The sequence below is a fragment of the Rhodococcus sp. SB1D genome, assembly GCF_048573875.1.
In the GTDB taxonomy this organism is placed as follows: domain Bacteria; phylum Actinomycetota; class Actinomycetes; order Mycobacteriales; family Mycobacteriaceae; genus Rhodococcus_F; species Rhodococcus_F qingshengii.
Genome location: NZ_JBMAIQ010000003.1, coordinates 263,681 through 280,363 on the forward strand (window position 1 = coordinate 263,681; position 16,683 = coordinate 280,363).

14 protein-coding genes and 1 pseudogene are annotated in these 16,683 nt (G+C 62.2%); 9 read left to right on the plus strand and 6 right to left on the minus strand.

Annotated elements, in window-relative coordinates; all coding sequences use genetic code 11:
* Positions 1-94 precede the first annotated feature (94 nt).
* A complete protein-coding gene (locus tag ACN50D_RS10000) occupies positions 95-1,180 on the minus strand; it encodes an ABC transporter substrate-binding protein (protein ID WP_007730299.1) in 1,086 nt (361 codons plus the stop codon).
* 54 nt (positions 1,181-1,234) lie between these two features.
* A complete protein-coding gene (locus ACN50D_RS10005) occupies positions 1,235-2,065 on the minus strand; it encodes a siderophore-interacting protein (RefSeq protein WP_007730297.1) in 831 nt (276 codons plus the stop codon).
* A gap of 171 nt (positions 2,066-2,236) precedes the next feature.
* Here ACN50D_RS10005 and ACN50D_RS10010 point away from each other — a divergent pair, with 171 nt between their 5' ends.
* The 3 genes and pseudogenes from ACN50D_RS10010 (at position 2,237) to ACN50D_RS10020 (ending at position 5,701) form a co-directional block, all read left to right on the plus strand.
* A complete protein-coding gene (locus tag ACN50D_RS10010; RefSeq protein ID WP_007730296.1) occupies positions 2,237-3,820 on the plus strand; it encodes a helix-turn-helix transcriptional regulator in 1,584 nt (527 codons plus the stop codon).
* A gap of 157 nt (positions 3,821-3,977) precedes the next feature.
* Positions 3,978-5,092 (plus strand): annotated as a pseudogene (locus ACN50D_RS10015) (agmatine deiminase family protein).
* Positions 5,093-5,128: 36 nt separating this feature from the next.
* A complete protein-coding gene (locus ACN50D_RS10020; protein ID WP_007730294.1) occupies positions 5,129-5,701 on the plus strand; it encodes a TetR/AcrR family transcriptional regulator in 573 nt (190 codons plus the stop codon).
* Positions 5,702-5,704: 3 nt separating this feature from the next.
* Here the strand turns inward: ACN50D_RS10020 and ACN50D_RS10025 are convergent, their stop codons facing one another.
* The gene (locus ACN50D_RS10025) at positions 5,705-6,361 is read right to left on the minus strand and encodes a TetR/AcrR family transcriptional regulator (protein ID WP_007730292.1); all 657 of its coding nucleotides are present in this window, start codon (positions 6,359-6,361) and stop codon (positions 5,705-5,707) included.
* Between the two features lie 167 nt (positions 6,362-6,528).
* Here ACN50D_RS10025 and ACN50D_RS10030 point away from each other — a divergent pair, with 167 nt between their 5' ends.
* The 6 genes from ACN50D_RS10030 to ACN50D_RS10055 are packed head-to-tail and all read left to right on the plus strand — an operon-like array spanning position 6,529 to position 14,306.
* On the plus strand, positions 6,529-7,917 hold the full coding sequence (locus tag ACN50D_RS10030; protein ID WP_007730290.1) for a flavin-containing monooxygenase: 1,389 nt from the start codon (positions 6,529-6,531) through the stop codon (positions 7,915-7,917).
* The gene (locus ACN50D_RS10035; RefSeq protein WP_007730288.1) at positions 7,914-9,068 is read left to right on the plus strand and encodes a serine hydrolase domain-containing protein; all 1,155 of its coding nucleotides are present in this window, start codon (positions 7,914-7,916) and stop codon (positions 9,066-9,068) included. The genes ACN50D_RS10030 and ACN50D_RS10035 overlap by 4 nt, the downstream gene beginning before the upstream one ends.
* Positions 9,065-10,105: an NAD(P)-dependent alcohol dehydrogenase gene (locus tag ACN50D_RS10040; RefSeq protein ID WP_007730287.1), complete on the plus strand. Its 1,041-nt coding sequence runs from the start codon at positions 9,065-9,067 to the stop codon at positions 10,103-10,105. Before ACN50D_RS10035 ends, ACN50D_RS10040 begins: the two co-directional genes overlap by 4 nt.
* 19 nt (positions 10,106-10,124) lie before the next feature.
* Positions 10,125-11,786, plus strand: a complete 1,662-nt coding sequence (locus ACN50D_RS10045) for a class I adenylate-forming enzyme family protein (protein WP_007730286.1) — start codon at positions 10,125-10,127, stop codon at positions 11,784-11,786.
* Positions 11,783-13,528 (plus strand): N-acyl-D-amino-acid deacylase family protein, encoded by a 1,746-nt coding sequence (locus tag ACN50D_RS10050; RefSeq protein WP_211921724.1) that lies wholly within the window; start codon positions 11,783-11,785, stop codon positions 13,526-13,528. The genes ACN50D_RS10045 and ACN50D_RS10050 overlap by 4 nt, the downstream gene beginning before the upstream one ends.
* Complete coding sequence (locus ACN50D_RS10055) at positions 13,518-14,306, plus strand: SDR family NAD(P)-dependent oxidoreductase (RefSeq protein WP_007730284.1); 789 nt, start codon at positions 13,518-13,520, stop codon at positions 14,304-14,306. The genes ACN50D_RS10050 and ACN50D_RS10055 overlap by 11 nt, the downstream gene beginning before the upstream one ends.
* Position 14,307: 1 nt before the next feature.
* Here ACN50D_RS10055 and ACN50D_RS10060 read toward each other — a convergent pair whose 3' ends face one another.
* From ACN50D_RS10060 to ACN50D_RS10070, 3 genes are all read right to left on the minus strand, one after another.
* A complete protein-coding gene (locus ACN50D_RS10060; RefSeq protein ID WP_003943220.1) occupies positions 14,308-14,787 on the minus strand; it encodes a carboxymuconolactone decarboxylase family protein in 480 nt (159 codons plus the stop codon).
* Positions 14,784-15,908 (minus strand): dihydrodipicolinate reductase, encoded by a 1,125-nt coding sequence (locus ACN50D_RS10065; protein ID WP_165638457.1) that lies wholly within the window; start codon positions 15,906-15,908, stop codon positions 14,784-14,786. The genes ACN50D_RS10060 and ACN50D_RS10065 overlap by 4 nt, the downstream gene beginning before the upstream one ends.
* Before the next feature lie 61 nt (positions 15,909-15,969).
* Positions 15,970-16,650: an NUDIX hydrolase gene (locus tag ACN50D_RS10070; protein WP_003943269.1), complete on the minus strand. Its 681-nt coding sequence runs from the start codon at positions 16,648-16,650 to the stop codon at positions 15,970-15,972.
* Between the last annotated feature and the right edge of the window lie 33 nt (positions 16,651-16,683).

A 16,683-nucleotide genomic window follows, 5' to 3' on the forward strand; every position in this document is an offset into this window, starting at 1 on the left:
AACCCTCAAACCCGGGACACCTGCTGTACGAACGACCCGTCGCCACACAATCGTGTGGCGACGGGTGAGGGCTTTCCGTTCTCCAGTTGTACGCCTACAGCTTCGCGCTGATGAGCGGCACGATATGTTCAGCCGCCCACATCGTTCCGATCGGGCCACCGCTCGTGATTGCCCACAGAACGTCGCCACCGTCGGCGGTGCGAGGAGGCAGAGCGACCCAACGACCGGAGGACACCGCTCCCATCGCTTGGAAGAGCTTCCCGCCGGTCAGCTTGTCGAAATCCTCCTCGCTGCCGGCGGCACTGCGGCCGATCAGCAGGAAGTCCGCATCGATGTTCTCGAGAAGTTCCTCGCCGACAGTGCTTTGGGTGACGAACTCCTGTGCACGCGGGTTCTCGGCAAAACCGAGCTCGCCCAAGAAAGTTGCCGGAGCCGAATCGGGCGCTGAAAGGTACTGCAACCCGTTGCCGGTTCCGTAGAAGATCGCCCAGGTTGCAGTCAAGCCAGTGAGTTCAGGGTTCTCCTGACGCACCTTCGCAAAGTATTGATCATGGTCGGTCACGATCTTTTCGGCTGCCTTCGAGAGGTCGAGTGTCTCGCCGAGTACGCGGATCGATTCCTTCCACGGCACGAGCATCCGCGACTTCGTGTCGGGGCTCGTCACCACCGGTGCGATGGAGGACAAACGTTCGTAGTAATCGCCCATCGACAAACCACCCAGGCCGTCGGCCCAGCCGACGGCGACGATGAGGTCAGGTTCGCTCGCGGCGATCGCTTCGACGGGAAGTGTGCCGCCCATCGCGAACTCGAAGGTGTCGAGATCCTCTGCGCCGTAAGGCAGCAAGTACGACTGCGAAGCCGACTCCTTGACCATCGACGAGGAGAGAACGGGTTTGACGCCGAGCGCGAGGAGCATTTCCGTGTCGACGGCATTGGGGACGATTGCGGCAACCCGCTCCGGGCGCTTCTCGAGAATACTTGTACCGTATGGCGATTCCAGGGTCAGCGGGTAAGTAGTCGTTCCTTCCGCAGCGGGAAGGGCGTTCCCCTCCGAACCGGGAGTGGACGCCGTTTTCGAGTCTTCGGCCGAGGCCGAGCACCCGGACACAAGGAGCGCTGCGGCGAGCGCGGCCCCGATCAGTCCGATGATCCGTGATCGTCTGGTGCGCAGGACTGTCATTTCTGCCTTTCGGTGTTATCGAGCGCTTCGGTCTTACCGAGCGATGGAGCCGGGTCAGGAATCTGTGCGCACTGTGTCGCTGCGTTTCCAGTAGCCGGTGAAATCGATGTCGGTCTTCGCAATTCCTCGATCACGAATCAAATGACGCCGAAGCGAGCGAATCGTCGCCTGTTCGCCTGCAAGCCAAGCGAATACGCGTCCGTCAGGCCATTCGACAGCACTGACCGCGTCGAGCAACAAAGAAGTAGTGCCGGGCTCCGCCCCCTCGCGTGGCAACCACGTGACACTCACCCCGGGCAACTCGCGCACCGATTGAATGTGAGCCGAGTCCGCAATTTCGACGAACACATGCCCCCTGGCATCGGCAGGCAATTCCTCGAGCAGACGTGCGATCGCAGGTAGCGCCGTCTCGTCACCGACGACGAGCAGATACTCGCAATCTTCCGGGAGTCCCTGCGATACAGAGGGACCCGCGATGTGCATTCGGTCGCCAGGGCCGGCGTCGCGCGCCCAGGTGGTAGCAACTCCACCGCCGTGAACGACGAAATCGACGTCAAGTTCCCTTGTTCGCGGATCGTAACGGCGCACGGTGTACGCGCGGGCAAGTGGACGGCGTCCCGCTGCGAAAGTCACAGTGCCGTCGACTATCACCGGCAAGACCGGATCGGTTTCGCCAGGATAGGCGAACAACAATCGGAGGTCGTCGTCGAAGCCGGTGCTGACGAAGGCGGGCTCGGCAAAGCCGTCGGCGTTTGTGAAGGTGTCGAGCTGCGCTCCGGTGAGCGTCACTCTCCGCATGCCCGGCGTCACGTCTGTCACCCGACGTACCTCGAGTTCACGCAAGGTGACTGAGTACGCCGTTGTCGGACGGGTGTTTCGGGGCACGGAAAGACTCCTCGGAAGCGCACAGACGGGGGGTCGACCCACGCTCGATCACGGCGGAAGGGCCATTGAATAAAGCTAGCCTCCCCTAATCGGTTACGGTTATCCGTGCGTGCCGACTTCTTACACTCATCGGTGGCTGCGTGAGAAAGCATCTGAATCGGGAGGGCATACGTGGGACCACGGTTGGTGTTCTCCGCGGGCGAAGTCCCCGAGATCCCCGCGTCCCGACTCTCCTTGATCGCGAATGCACGTGAGCCACTGCTCTTCTGGGTACACACCGGACACGCGGAACTACAGATCGGCGACCGCACCCGCAGCGTGACCGCTGGGGCGGCAACCTGGGTGCCCGCGGGAATCGCCTACAGCATCCGAGTCGACCCGGGAGCGGTCGCGTTTCCCATTCCGATGCCCGCTGCCGACCTGCCGCCCACGTTGAACCGGATCATCGATTTCGAGATCCCGGCAGCCTGGCAGGACTGGCTCGTCCACCAGTTCGCGCACAACTTGGGATTTCTGCGCGGTGGGGCGACTGTGGGGGCCGGACTACTCGAGCTTGTCGCGGGGGCCCATTCCAACGACGCCGACGCTTCGGTGTCGTACGCCCCACCGAATTTGCCACGCTCGGCCGAGACCCTCGAGATCGCTCGCACGCTTCTACGGACGCCAGCCGACGACACGGAGCTTTCCCAGTTCGCCCGGCAACTCAAGATCGGCGTCCGCACCCTGCAGCGCCGATTCACGGAGGAGACGGGGTTGCCTTTCGCGCGTTGGCGCACCTCGGCCCGGATCGCGGCAGCAATCGCATACCTGAACTCCGGCCGCGAAATCGGATGGACGGGTGGGCAGGTCGGATTCGCGACGCCCGCGGGATTCACCCGTGCCTTCCGTGAACACACCGGTGTGACACCCAGTGACTACACACGTGCAAACCAAGGCTCAGCGCCGATCCATGAGAACGAGACCTTGGCACAGAGCGTCGCACTCTTGTCCGAGGAAGGCGCCCACTCAGGCTCGGCGCCGATACCGCCGACGATTCCCGCAAGCGGAACGTGGGCCAGGGTCAACAACTTTCACGTCATCGTCTGGATCTACCGAGGCTCCGCCCGGGTCACTTTCGGCGACCGAACCTGGAATCTGAGGCGGGGCGACGCGATGTGGCTTCCCGCGGGAGTACGCAACAGCGTCGAGATCGCGGAGGGTTCGCTTCTACTTCCGCTCGGATCCCAGCCTGGCGACTCTCCCGTCACTGCACCGCCGCCACGAGTGCTGCACTTCGCGCGCGAAGCGGAGGCGTATCTGTTGCACACGGTCGTTGCGAATTACACCCTTCTGCGCCCCGAGATCCATGACCCAGCGAGGATCTCGAGGCTGATCCGAAACAGCGCGGCGACGCGGACACCCGGCGGCCGAACCGACCCTGTCGAAACGATCCTTACCGCACTCCGCGCGGACCCCACCGATTCGCGCACGCTGCCGGAGTGGAGCGCTCGACTCGGCGTCGACGAGGGCCTGCTCCACAAACGCTTCGTAGCGGCCACCGGCCAGAGCTTCCCGCGCTGGCGCGGTCAGTTGCGGATGACCCTCGCCCGCGCTTATCTCGAGGAGGGCTTCTCGGCCGGAGAGACCGCCCGTCGACTCGGCTACGCGCACGCGTCCGGATTCACCAAGGTCTTCATCGGTGCCCACGGCATGTCGCCCCGGGACTACCAGCGCCGCGGATGGCGGGGAACGGTCGAAGGACTCATCGACTCGTGACCTTCCGACGGATGAGTCCTTCGATCCGTCGTGTCGCCCGCCGAAACGGTCTCGAACTGGCACTACTTTCTTGACTAAATTTTCAGTCAAGGTTTACGCTCCATGCAAGCAGGACGCGGACCGGGCGCGCACGCACACAGCACAAGGAGTCACCGCAATGCAAAGACGTCGGTTCATTCAGGCAGGCGCCGCTGCGCTCAGTGGCCTCTTTTTGGCAGGTTGCGGCGATTCCGACTCAGCCTCGCGCGGGAGCGATGGCAGCAACGATCTTCGCGAATGGGTGATGCCGGAAGAGGGGGATCCGCACAAGCGCACCTGGATGGCGTTCGGTGCCAGCGAAGCGATCTGGGGAGCAGCCCTCCTGCCGAGGTCCAGCGCAACCTCGCGACGATCGCGCAGACCATCGCGCAGTTCGAGCCCGTCTCGATGCTTGTTCGTTCCGAGCAACTGGACTTGGCTCGCTCCCTCGTCGGCCCATCGGTCGAACTGATCGCCGCGCCTCTCGACGATCTCTGGATGCGCGACACCGGCCCTGTATTCGTGAAAGGCAACGGGACCAAAGCGGGTATCGATTTCAACTTCAACGGTTGGGGGGAGAAGCAGGATTTTGATCAGGACGGCCAGGTCGCAGCCTTCGTTGCCGCCCGTGCTGGAGTCGAATCATTGCCTACCGACCTGATCCTCGAAGGCGGCGGCATCGAGGTCGACGGCGAAGGCACAGCCATCATCACCGAAAGCTGTGTACTCAACAACAACCGCAACCCGGGATGGTCGAAGTCGGACGTCGAGGCCGAACTCGGCCCCCTGCTCGGTCTCGACAAGATCATCTGGCTACCGGGAATCGCCGGCAAGGACATCACGGACGGCCACACGGACTTCTACGCCCGTTTCGCACGCCCAGGTGTCGTGGTCGCAGGCCTCGACACAGACCCGGAGTCGTTCGACCACGACGTGACCGCACGTCACCTCGAGATTCTCCAGAACGCGACCGACGCACAGGGACGGAAGCTGGAAGTGGTGGTCCTCGAGGCGCCGGTCGCGATCAGGCCCGACTTCGAATCGGACGATTTCGCAGCCGGATATATCAACTTCTACGTATGCAATGGGGCGGTCATCGCACCCGAGTTCGGTGACCCCGAGGCCGACCAGGCCGCCAGAAGTGAATTGGAGCGCCTCTTCCCCGACCGCCGTGTCGTGCAGATCAACATCGACGCCATCGCCGCGGGTGGTGGCGGCATTCACTGCACCACCCAGCAGGAACCCGCGGACTAGAAACCTGTCCCGACCACCCTCGTAGAATTCGGACTCGTGTCGAACCGCCAAACGCAAATCTTGGAAGCAGCAGTCCGCGTCATTGCCCAACACGGCGTACGCGGGCTGAGGGTGGAGACGCTCGCTGCCGAGGCCGGAGTGTCGACGGCACTCATCTACTACCACTTCCAAAACCGCGCAGGTGTGCTGCGCCGGGCCCTCGATCACATCAACGATCGCGCCGCGCTGTACACCGAAAGTGCCTTCACGGAGACAGACCCTCGTGCGCAGCTCGAGCAGATGCTCCTGCTGGAGTTTCAGAATGCCCCGAAGATTCGAGAGAACAGCATCGCCTGGGGTGAACTCCGAGCAAGCGCAGTCTTCGCCGACGAACTGCGCGAACCGCTACGCACCACGACGCAAGAGTGGGCAGACGACGTCGAATCTTTGATCCGCCAAGCGCAGGACGCCGGACTCGCTGACCCGAAGGCAAGCCCGGCCGACGCCGCCGAGCGACTCACCGCCCTGGTCGAGGGTTTGAGTGAGCGCTGGCTGAGCGGCTCGATCCCCATCGAACGAGCCAGAGAACTGCTCACCGGCGCGATCAGTGTGGAGATCGATCCGAGCTAGCCTCTACCGCTCGCCGACGCCCTTCGATTGCGGAGACAGAGCCGGGAACCAGATGTCGGTCAGAACTTCGGCGGCCTGAATCCGCGTCACATCGATTGTCCCCTGCACGGCCCAGCGTGTGAAGAATCGCTCCAACTGACTCACGAGCAGTTCGACGCGCAACCGTGCCTCGTCGTGCTGTTCCTCCGGCCAACGGCCCAGGTACTTGGGCATGGCATTCGGTAGTTGGGTCATACCGTCTCGCGCTGTCTCGCGGAACTCCGGTTCGAGTGCCACGGCCTCGTCCCAGGCCGGCAGCAGGCGTTTGTTCTCGTCGAACCAGTCGAAGGCACGCTCCAGCCAAGCCGTGAATTCCACGCGAGAGTTCGTGTCGAGAACCCGATCGAGATCGATGTAGAAAGCGAACGCACTCGCCGCCATCCCGGCCGCGCCGATCGTCTTGAGCATCTCCACCTTGCTGGCGAAATGCACGTAGAACGTGGCTCGACTGCATCCGACGACCGAGGCGATGTCGTCGACCGTGACAGCCGCGTATCCCCGTTCCTCGAACAGAGTGCGTGCGGCGTCCACGAGTTTGGCCCGCGTCGCGCGTTTCTGCTCGTCGCGAAGTGTTCCCCGCCTGTTCTTCGGGCCATCGGTAGTCGTGCTCACGTCGCCCACCTTGCTCGCATTTCAACCTCCTGGCAAATCACCGACTCGCCGTCACCAAAAAACATTGCGTCATTCATTGACACAACGTCAGCGAATGGCGCACTATGACTCAAGTCACTTCTCGGGCTTCGATTCTTCTTCTCGCACGCCCGAGACAGAACAGAAAGCGATGGCGAATGAGCCCCTCCCCCTTGCCGAGCGTGTGCATCATCGGCGCCGGGCCTACCGGAATCACGACGGCCAAGCGAATGAAGGAATTCGGAATACCCTTCGACTGCTACGAAGCGTCCGACGAGGTCGGCGGAAACTGGTACTACAAGAATCCCAACGGGATGTCGGCCTGCTACCAGAGCCTGCATATCGACACGTCGAAGTGGCGCTTGGCATTCGAGGACTTCCCGGTCTCCGCTGACCTTCCCGACTTCCCGCACCACTCCGAACTCTTCCAGTACTTCAAGGACTACGTCGAGCACTTCGGACTGCGTGAGTCGATCATCTTCAACACCAGTGTTGTTGCAGCAGAACGTGATACAGACGGGCTGTGGACCATCACGCGCTCGGACGGCGAAGTTCGCACCTACGACGTCCTGATGGTCTGCAACGGACATCATTGGGATCCCAACATCCCGGACTACCCAGGTGAGTTCGACGGGGTCCTCATGCACAGCCACAGCTACAACGACCCGTTCGACCCGGTCGACATGCGCGGCAAAAAGGTAGTCGTGGTCGGAATGGGCAACTCCGGCTTGGATATTGCCTCCGAACTGGGCCAGAGATACCTCGCCGACAAGCTCATCGTGTCGGCTCGCCGTGGAGTCTGGGTACTGCCGAAATATCTCGGCGGTGTACCCGGCGACAAACTGATCACCCCGCCCTGGATGCCGCGTGGTCTACGACTGTTCCTGAGTCGTCGATTCCTCGGCAAGAATCTGGGAACGATGGAAGGCTACGGTCTGCCGAAGCCGGACCACCGCCCCTTCGAGGCCCACCCGTCGGCCAGCGGCGAGTTCCTCGGACGCGCCGGGTCAGGCGACATAACCTTCAAGCCTGCCATCACCAAACTCGACGGAAAGCAGGTTCACTTCGCGGACGGCACCGCCGAGGACGTCGACGTGGTCATCTGCGCCACCGGCTACAACATCAGCTTCCCCTTCTTCAGCGATCCGAATCTGCTGCCGGACAAAGACAACCGATTCCCACTGTTCAAACGAATGATGAAGCCCGGCATCGACAACCTCTTCTTCATGGGACTGGCGCAGCCCATGCCGACACTCGTCAACTTCGCCGAGCAGCAGAGCAAACTCGTCGCGGCCTACCTGACCGGCAAATACCAACTGCCGTCTGCGAACGAGATGCAGGAGATCACCAAAGCCGACGAGGCGTACTTCCTCGCCCCCTATTACAAGTCGCCGCGGCACACCATCCAGCTCGAGTTCGATCCCTACGTCCGCAACATGAACAAGGAAATCGCCAAGGGCACCAAGCGTGCTGCGGCCTCCGGAAACAAGCTACCTGTTGCCGCGCGTGCAGCAGCACACGAACTCGAGAAGGCGGATCGCGCATGAGTCTGGTGAACGGTCACTGCGACAACGAGTTCGACGCCGTCCGAGCGGCTTTCGAGGCTCAACTCGAATCCGGTGAAGAACTCGGCGGCTCCGTTGCCATCACCGTCGACGGAGAATCCGTGGTCGATCTCTGGGGCGGGTACGCCGACGAATCCCGTACCACTCCTTGGGGCAGCGACACCATCGTCAACACGTTCTCCATCACCAAGACCATGACGGCCCTGTGTGCGCTCCTGCTGGTCGAACGCGGCCAATTGGACGTGTACCAGAAAGTTGCTCACTACTGGCCCGAATTTGCGGCAAACGGTAAGGAAGACATCGAAGTTCGCCACCTCCTGTCGCATACGTCTGGCGTCTCCGGTTGGGAGCGCCCGATCGAACTGACGGACATCTACGACCTCGAGGCGTCCACCGCTCGCCTCGCTACCCAGAAGCCTTGGTGGACCCCGGGTACGGCGTCGGGCTATCACGCGATCAACTACGGCCATCTCGTCGGTGAGGTCATTCGTCGCATCGACGGGCGAACTCTCGGCAGGTTCTTTGCCGAAGAGCTTTCCGGTCCACTGGGAGCCGACTTCCATATCGGCACGTCCGCAGAGCATTTCGGTCGAATCGCCACCATGGTTCCGCCGCCCGCGTTGGAGTTCGACCTGTCCACGCTCGACCAGGACAGCATCTTCATCAAGACCCTGACCTGCCCACTGCTCGACTACCCCGAGGTCAACACCGCACCCTGGCGGGAAGCCGAGATCGGCGCAGTCAACGGCCACGGCAACGCACGTTCTATCGCTCGGGTCCAATCCCTGATCTCGAACGGTGGTGTGCTCGACGGCCGGAAGCTGCTCTCGCAGAGCACCATCGACCTGATCTTCGAGATCCAAGCCGACGGTATCGATCTCGGGATCATGACACCACTCAAGTTCGGCATCGGCTACGGACTGCCACATCCGGTTACCGCGCCACTGATTCCCGACGGACGCACCTGCTGGTGGGCAGGTATCGGCGGCTCGATGCTGGTCAACGATCTGGACCGACGGATGACCTTCGCCTACGTCATGAACAAGATGGCACCGGGCCTGATCGGATCCGACCGCAGCAACGCGTACCTGAGCGCCGCATACAACTCCGAGGTCAGCGAGGTCAGCTCATGAAGGCAGCCCAGCTCATGGGGCCCGGGCTCCTGGAAATCAACGACGTGCCGGTCCCGGAGATCGGCCCGTCGGAACTACTGATTCGGGTGGGCGCAGCTGGAATCTGCCACTCCGATCTCCATCTCCTGCACTTTCCGTACAAGATGCGCGAAGAACCGCTGACGATCGGCCACGAAATTGCCGGAACGATCGAAGCCGTCGGGAGTGGCGTCGACGGCCGTTCCACCGGGGAACGCGGCGTTGTCTACCTGTGTTGGTCGTGTGGACAGTGCCGAGAATGTATGAGCGGCAACGAGAACATGTGCCTCGCCGCTGGACGCACTGCGATGCCGCCCTGCCCCGGGCTTGGTCCCGAAGGCGGGATGGCCGAGTACGTCAAGATCCCGGCTCGCTCCTTCGTACCCATCGGAGACCTCGACTTCGTGCAGGCCGCACCTCTCGCCGATGCGGCACTGACGAGCTACCACGCCATTCGCGGTGCCCGCGAACATCTCCAGCCCGGTGCCACCGCCGTCGTGATCGGCGTCGGCGGACTCGGTCACGTTGCAGTACAGATACTTCGCGCAATCAGTGCCGTGCGCATCATCGCCGTCGATGTCGGACAGGATCAACTCGATCTCGCCAAACGTTGCGGCGCCGACATCACGCTCGAATCGGGACCGGACACCGCGCAGCACATCCTCGACCTCACATCGGCCAGAGGCGCAGAAGTCATCTTCGACTTCGTCGGTATCGACGCAACTGCACAGATGTCCGTTCAAGCGGTTGCGCCGAACGGCGCGTATCGCATGGTAGGTCTCGGAGGCGGAAACCCCGGAATCACTGCCGAAGCTGCCGGCGGACCAGGCTGGCCGTGGGGCGCATCGATCCGGAAGTCGTACGGCGGCACCAGAAACGACCTCGTCGATTCCATCGCCCTGGCACAGGCCGGTCTGGTAACGGTAGAAGTAGCCCGCTTCGACCTCGCTGATGCCCGCGACGCACTCGACCGTCTCGAACACGGCAAGGTCACCGGACGCGCAGTGCTCGTACCCTAATCTTCGAAAGGCACTTCACGTGACTACTTCCGCTGATACACAAGCATTCATCGCGTCCGTCATGGCCGGGCTGACCGGCCCCGGTGGTCCTTTCGAGATGCAAGTCGAGGATGTACTGGGCAGTTCGATGCCCGTCATGAAGAACCGTGACAAGGCACTCGGCGACGTGCTCGCTGCATCCTTCGACTACGGATCACGCGACTATCTGGTGACCAAGGACCGACGCTTCAGCTACCTCGAGCACGGCGAGGCCGTAGCAGCATTGGCGACGGCGCTCCGCGAGCGGTACGGCGTCCGCAAGGGTGATCGGGTCGGCATACTTGCTGCCAATACGCCGGAATGGGTGATGACCTTCTGGGCGGCTCAGTCCCTCGGTGCCATCGCCGTCGGATTCAACTCGTGGTGGGTGGCCCGCGAGGTGGCGTACGGCATCGATCACACCACCCCCACAGTGGTGATCGCCGACGCCAAACGCGCGCAGATTCTTTCCGAACTGAACACCGATGTTCCCGTACTCACGATGGAAGAAGATCTACCTACCTTGATGGAGAAGTATTCGGGATCGACACTGCCCCGTACTTCCGTCAACGAGGACGATCCGGCCGTCATCCTGTACACGAGCGGAACCAGTGGCCGCCCCAAGGGGGCTGTTCACAGTCACCGAAACGTGTTGGCCGTCATCGACTACCACCGCTACAGCGATCGCCTCGCTGCGGCGTTCACCGGCAAACCCAGCGACGGCCGACCGAGTGACTTGCGGTATCTGCTGACCGCGCCGCTGTTTCACATTGCAAGCCTGCATAACCTGGCGATCCCACGACTCGCGACGGGCGGAGCGGTGGTCATCCATCAGGGCGCCTTCGACGTCGACGAAGTCCTTTCCCTCGTCGAACGCGAGAAGGTCACAAACTGGGCGGTGGTCCCCACCATGGCAACCCGTCTCCTCGAGTACGGCAGTCTCGAGAAGTACGACCTGACCTCACTGAGCGCCTTTGCGCTCGCGTCTGCGCCGTCATCTCCGGCCTTGCAGGACCGACTGCGCGCACGACTGCCTTTTGCGCAGCACACCTTGGTCGACAGCTACGGGCTCACCGAATCCTCCACCGGCATTTCAGTTGCCACACCACCGGAACTTGCCGCGTTCCCCGGAACTCTCGGCCGGCCGATCATCGGGGTGAGCGTGGAGGTGCGCGACCCCTTCGGTGTTGCAGTCCCCGACGGCGAGGAAGGTGAGATCTGTGCGCGCAGCGCCTATGTGATGTTGGGGTACTGGAACGACGAGACCGCGACTGCAGCCGCTATCGGTCCTGATCGATGGCTCCGAACCGGCGACTTCGGAGTATTCGAGGACGGCCGACTCCGCCTGACGGGTCGCCGATCCGACCTGATCCTGCGCGGCGGCGAGAACGTCTACCCTCTCGAAATCGAGCAGACCATCGACGAGCATCCCGCCGTACTCGAATGCGCTGTGATCGGCATTGATTCGGCAGACCTCGGCCAAGAAGTTGCAGCCGTCGTCGTTTTGCGGAGTGAGGGAGCCGCCGGCGAAGAAGAACTACGCGACTATGTCGCCGAACGACTGGCTTACTTCAAGGTGCCGGTGAAGTGGAAACTGAGCACAACTCCTCTGCCCCGCAATGCAACCGGAAAAACGATACGTGCAAAGGTGGTTCTCTCATGACCTACGACGCCGTGATCAACAACGGTCTGTGGTTCGACGGCACCGGGGCCAAACCAGCTGTCCGCAATCTGGGTATCCGCGATGGGTTGGTTACTGCCATCTCCCTCGATCCACTCGACGAAACCGACTGTCCCCGTGTCATCGAAGCGAGACGCAAGTGGGTGATCCCGGGCATCGTGGACATCCACACCCACTACGACGTCGAGATCCTCGAAGGCCCGGCACTGAGCGAATCGCTCAGACACGGGGTCACGTCGATCTTTGTCGGATCGTGTTCCCTGTCCACCATTCACGCCAGCCCCTCCGACGCGGGTGATCTCTTCGGCAGAGTAGAGGCAATTCCGCGTAAGCACGTCGTCGACGCACTCAACCGTGCCAAGACCTGGAACTCTGCGAGCGAGTATGTTGCTGCACTAGAGGCGCTTCCGCTAGGTCCCAACGTTGCAGCCTTCATCGGACACTCCGATATGCGGGCCGCCGAGATGGGACTGGATCGTGCTACCAGGAAGGACGTCCATCCCACAGACGCCGAACTCGCGTCGATGGAAGCACAGTTGACCGAAGCTCTCGACGCAGGATTCGTCGGGATGTCCAGTCAGCAATTGTTGTTCGACAAACTCGACGGCGAGACCTGCCGCTCACGCACGCTGCCGTCGACGTATGCAACCACGAAAGAACGACGCCGACTCAATGCGATCCTGCGCCGTCGGGGACGGGTATTTCAGGCCGGACCTGACCTCTCCAACCCGATGAGTACCGGAGCGATGGCGTTCTCCAGCGCGGGTATCTGGCGTAAGCGACTCAAGACGAGCATGCTTTCGGCGGCCGACATCAAGTCCAACAAGTTGGCCGTGGTGATACTCGGCCCACTGGCACACTTGGTCAATCGACTCGGCGGCGACCTGCGCTGGCAGCACCTGCCAGTTCCCTTCGAGGTATATGCCGACGGCATCGACCTGGTTGTCTTCGAGGAGTTCGGATCTGGCGCTGCAGCACTGCATCTGACCGACGAGATGGAACGCAACGTCCTCATGCAGAGCGAGGATTACCGTCGACAATTCCGCAAGGACTACGACCAGAAGTTCGGTGTCAAAGTTTGGCATCGCGATTTCTTCGACGCCGAGATCGTGTCCTGCCCCGACGAATCCCTGGTCGGCAAGAGCTTCGGGCAGGTCGGCGTCGAACGTGGCGGCCTCCACCCTGTCGATGCATTCCTGGATCTGGTCCTCGAACACGGCACGAAAGTGCGTTGGCGCACAACCATCTCGAACCACCGGCCGGAGGTTCTGGACAAGTTCGCCCAGGACAATGGCGTCCAACTCGGGTTCTCCGACGCCGGAGCGCATTTGCGCAACATGGCGTTCTACAACTTCGGCTTACGCCTACTACGACGTGTCTACGATGCCCAAAAGGTCGGCCGTCCGTTCATGACCGTCGAGGCAGCGGTGCATCGTCTCACCGGTGAACTCGCCGAGTGGTACGACGTCGATGCCGGGCACCTTCGATTAGGTGATCGCGCCGACCTGGTTGTGATCGATCCCGCTCATCTCGACGATTCGCTCGACACTTATGCGGAAAGCCCGGTTGTGGAGTACGACAACCTCTCCCGCATGGTCAATCGCAACGACCAGACCGTCACCGCAGTGTTCGTCGGCGGCGAGTACGTCTTCGGCGACGGAGAAGCAGCACCCGTTCTCGGCAACCGCCGAACCGGAAGGTTCTTGAAAGCAGGTGCCCATTAACACGTCCAGATTTGCCGGGAAAACAGCAGTCGTCACTGGAGCAGCATCAGGTATCGGTGCAGCCATCGCACTAAGGCTTATCGACGAAGGCGCACAGGTAGCTGGAATCGACATCGCTGCAGAGGGTTTGAAAGAGATAGCCTCCCAGCACGGCGGGGCCTTCCTCGCCGTTCCCACTGACGTCACCAAGGAATCCGATGTTGCCGAGGCCCTTGCCGCGGCGGCGGCGGAATTCGGCGGTATCGATCTGGCTTTCAACGTTGCCGGTGCGTCGAGGGTGGGGCAGATCGTCGACCTCGAGGAGGCCGACTGGGATTTCACGATCGACCTGGTTCAGAAGGGCGTCTTCCTCTGCACCAAACATGAAGCGCGGCACATCCGAGAGCACGGTCGCGGTGGTGCGATAGTCAACGTGTCCTCATTGAACGCGCACGTGCCGAGCCCCTACGGGAGTGCATACGCGACAGGCAAAGCCGGAGTCGAGATGTTCAGCAAGAATGCCGCGATCGAACTGGCTGCGTCGGGAATCCGGGTCAACGCAGTTCTGCCCGGCCTGGTCGACACGCCACTGGTCGCGCCGGTCATGAACTACGAACCCGCCCGCGACATGTTTCTCAGCCGAATCCCCATGTCCCGAGCGGCAACTCCCGACGAGATCGCGGGCCCCTGCCTCTATCTCGCCAGTGACGACGCCTCGTACATCACCGGAACCAGTCTGGTCGTCGACGGCGGCTGGGAGGTCTCGAACTACCCGGATCTGACGACGCTGGGCAACTAGTTCAGTTGCCGGGCAACACACATTGAGTATCGAGGCCGAGGACGTGGTTGAGCCGGCCGAAGGCCAACCACGATCCGAGGCACATGCTCAACTCGACGATTTCTCGCTGGGAGTAGTGAGCGGTCATACGTTCCCAGAACTCGTCGTCGAGCCCGTGGTGGTCGAGGGCGTATCTCTCGGCGTATTCGGCAGCGAGGCGCGTCCTGTCGTCGAAGGCATCGGTGGTGCGCCAGTCGGTGACAGACTGATCGAACGTCGACTCCACAGTCTCGCCGTCACGCTCGGTGCGCCAGTCCTGACAGAAGATGCACCCGTTGATCTGAGCGATCCGAAGCCTGGCCGCCTCGAACTCGCGGAGTCCGAGAGTGCCGTCCGTGTAGACCTTTTGGGAGAACCCGGCGGCCGCGGGTCCGATGCCGGGGACCATCTCTCCCCACACGTAGCCGATCGGATTCTTGCCTTCGGGTATGTCGATATTCATGTGAGTACCTCCGAGTTTCGGGCACCGAGCTTGCCGACGCCGGGTGTGAGCGGAACGTCCAGCGCGTCGTAAAGACCGGGTTCAGCCTGACGTAGCCAGGGAATTGCGTTGACGAGACGTCCTACGGCCGTGGCATTTCCACCGGCCGCGCGGTTTCCACCTTCATCGGTGGCTTCGACGTTGATCTCGATTCGTGGTCGTCCTTCGACGATCACCTTGTGCGCGCCGTCGCCGCCGTCGGGCGGGAGCGGCCAGTCGCGGGCACAGGACGGATGAATACGCGTGACGTGTTCGATCACGATCAGGGGTTCCCCGCCGACGATTCCCTGAACCTCGAATCGCAGTGCGCCTTGGGTGCCGACCGCGAACTCCCCCATATGTTCGGTCGACACGGTTTCCTCGAGCGGGCGGCGCAGCAAGGTCTCGCGGATCTCGTCGAGTTCCACCCCGAGTGCCCGCGCGATGAGCCGAATCTGCCCGCCCCAGACCATGGTGGGTACGGTCGGCGCGACCATGGGAGGTTCGTAGTCCATCGGCTGACCCATCCCGATCAGGTAGCGGACAGAATCCGGCTGTTCGTAGGTCGTGTAGTCGAAGATTTCCTGACACCGGATCTGGTCGATTGTCCCCGCGAGCCCGCTGACGAGAATCGGCAGGATGTCGTTGCCCCAGCCTGGGTCGATACCGGAGACGAACAGAGCGCCGCCGCCCGCCTTGGCAGCAGCTTCGACGGGATCACGAAGTTCGGGAGGCGCAGATTTCGGGTCGTACAGCGCATATACGGACGGCGTGACCACCACAGCTCCGGCGGCCAGTGCCCGCGTGATGTCGGCAACCGCGTCGTCGGGCCGAATGTCGCCGGACGCCGCGTAGACCACCGCGCCGGGAGACGCTGCGAGCACGACATCGGCGTCGTCGGTAGCCGCGACGCCCAGGTGCACTCCCAGATCGGCGAGGTCACCGGCGTCTCGCCCGACCTTCTCGGGGTTCGCAACGATGACGCCGACAAGTTCGAGGGCCGGATTGGCTGTCACAGCGCGAATCGATGCACGCCCGACGTTGCCGGTACCCCACACGACAGTCGGAATCTTGGACTCGGCTTCATTCGAAACTGCACCCATCAATCGGACATTACCCAGCTCAGCGCGTCAGGTCAGCAGAACTGCAAGAATTCGTTTCACTTCATCCGGTCAAAAATGCCATTGCCTGCGCAGTCAGTGCGCCGTCACCCCGCCTCCGGTACGTCTCGGCGGGTCGGCCGTTACCTGGTCTGCTCATCTCGCCGGTACTTTCGAGCGCGTCGAACACCTGCCGGCGGAAGCTGTCCTTCTGGAACGGACGATCGAAGATCACCTCGTAGAGTCCCCGAAGTTCGGCGACGGTGAACGTCCCGCCCGACAATCCGTCCGGATCCACGTACGACGCATACCTCGTACGTAGGTCCGTGACCGCGAGTCGCACCATGTCGGCGTGATCGAATGCGAGTCCGCTCACTGCCTCGTCGTCGTACACATCGACGAGAAGCGCCGAATCGGGCAGTGCCGATTCCGGTAGGCAAGCCGTGTGTGCGACCGACAAAACCCATCCACGGTCGTCGCGGTCCGGTCGGTCGAAGATCGCCAACTGGTGGAAGCTCGTCTGGGCCAACTCTGCCTTGACCGAAAGGGCACGATCGGCTGCGGCCGTGAGCAATTCGCGTTCGTGCAGAAATGTTCCCGGTAGCGCCAGCGCACCGAGACGGTGCCGAACCACCAGAACTTTCAGAGATCCACCGCTGTACGTCAGCACCGCGACGTCCACTGCCACAGACGGACGCGGATAGTCCGTCAATCCCTTGCCGCTCGTGTCTGTCCATTTATTCACCCTTGCATGTTATCTCAAACATGATCTATTGTT

Excerpts from the sequence above, each read along its gene's own strand:
- ACN50D_RS10000 (WP_007730299.1), bottom strand. The coding sequence starts at position 1,180 with ATGACAGTCCTGCGCACCAGACGATCACGGATCATCGGACTGATCGGG.
- ACN50D_RS10030 (WP_007730290.1), top strand. The coding sequence starts at position 6,529 with ATGAGCCCCTCCCCCTTGCCGAGCGTGTGCATCATCGGCGCCGGGCCT.
- ACN50D_RS10035 (WP_007730288.1), top strand. The coding sequence starts at position 7,914 with ATGAGTCTGGTGAACGGTCACTGCGACAACGAGTTCGACGCCGTCCGA.
- ACN50D_RS10040 (WP_007730287.1), top strand. The coding sequence starts at position 9,065 with ATGAAGGCAGCCCAGCTCATGGGGCCCGGGCTCCTGGAAATCAACGAC.
- ACN50D_RS10050 (WP_211921724.1), top strand. The coding sequence starts at position 11,783 with ATGACCTACGACGCCGTGATCAACAACGGTCTGTGGTTCGACGGCACC.
- ACN50D_RS10060 (WP_003943220.1), bottom strand. The coding sequence starts at position 14,787 with ATGAATATCGACATACCCGAAGGCAAGAATCCGATCGGCTACGTGTGG.
- ACN50D_RS10065 (WP_165638457.1), bottom strand. The coding sequence starts at position 15,908 with ATGGGTGCAGTTTCGAATGAAGCCGAGTCCAAGATTCCGACTGTCGTG.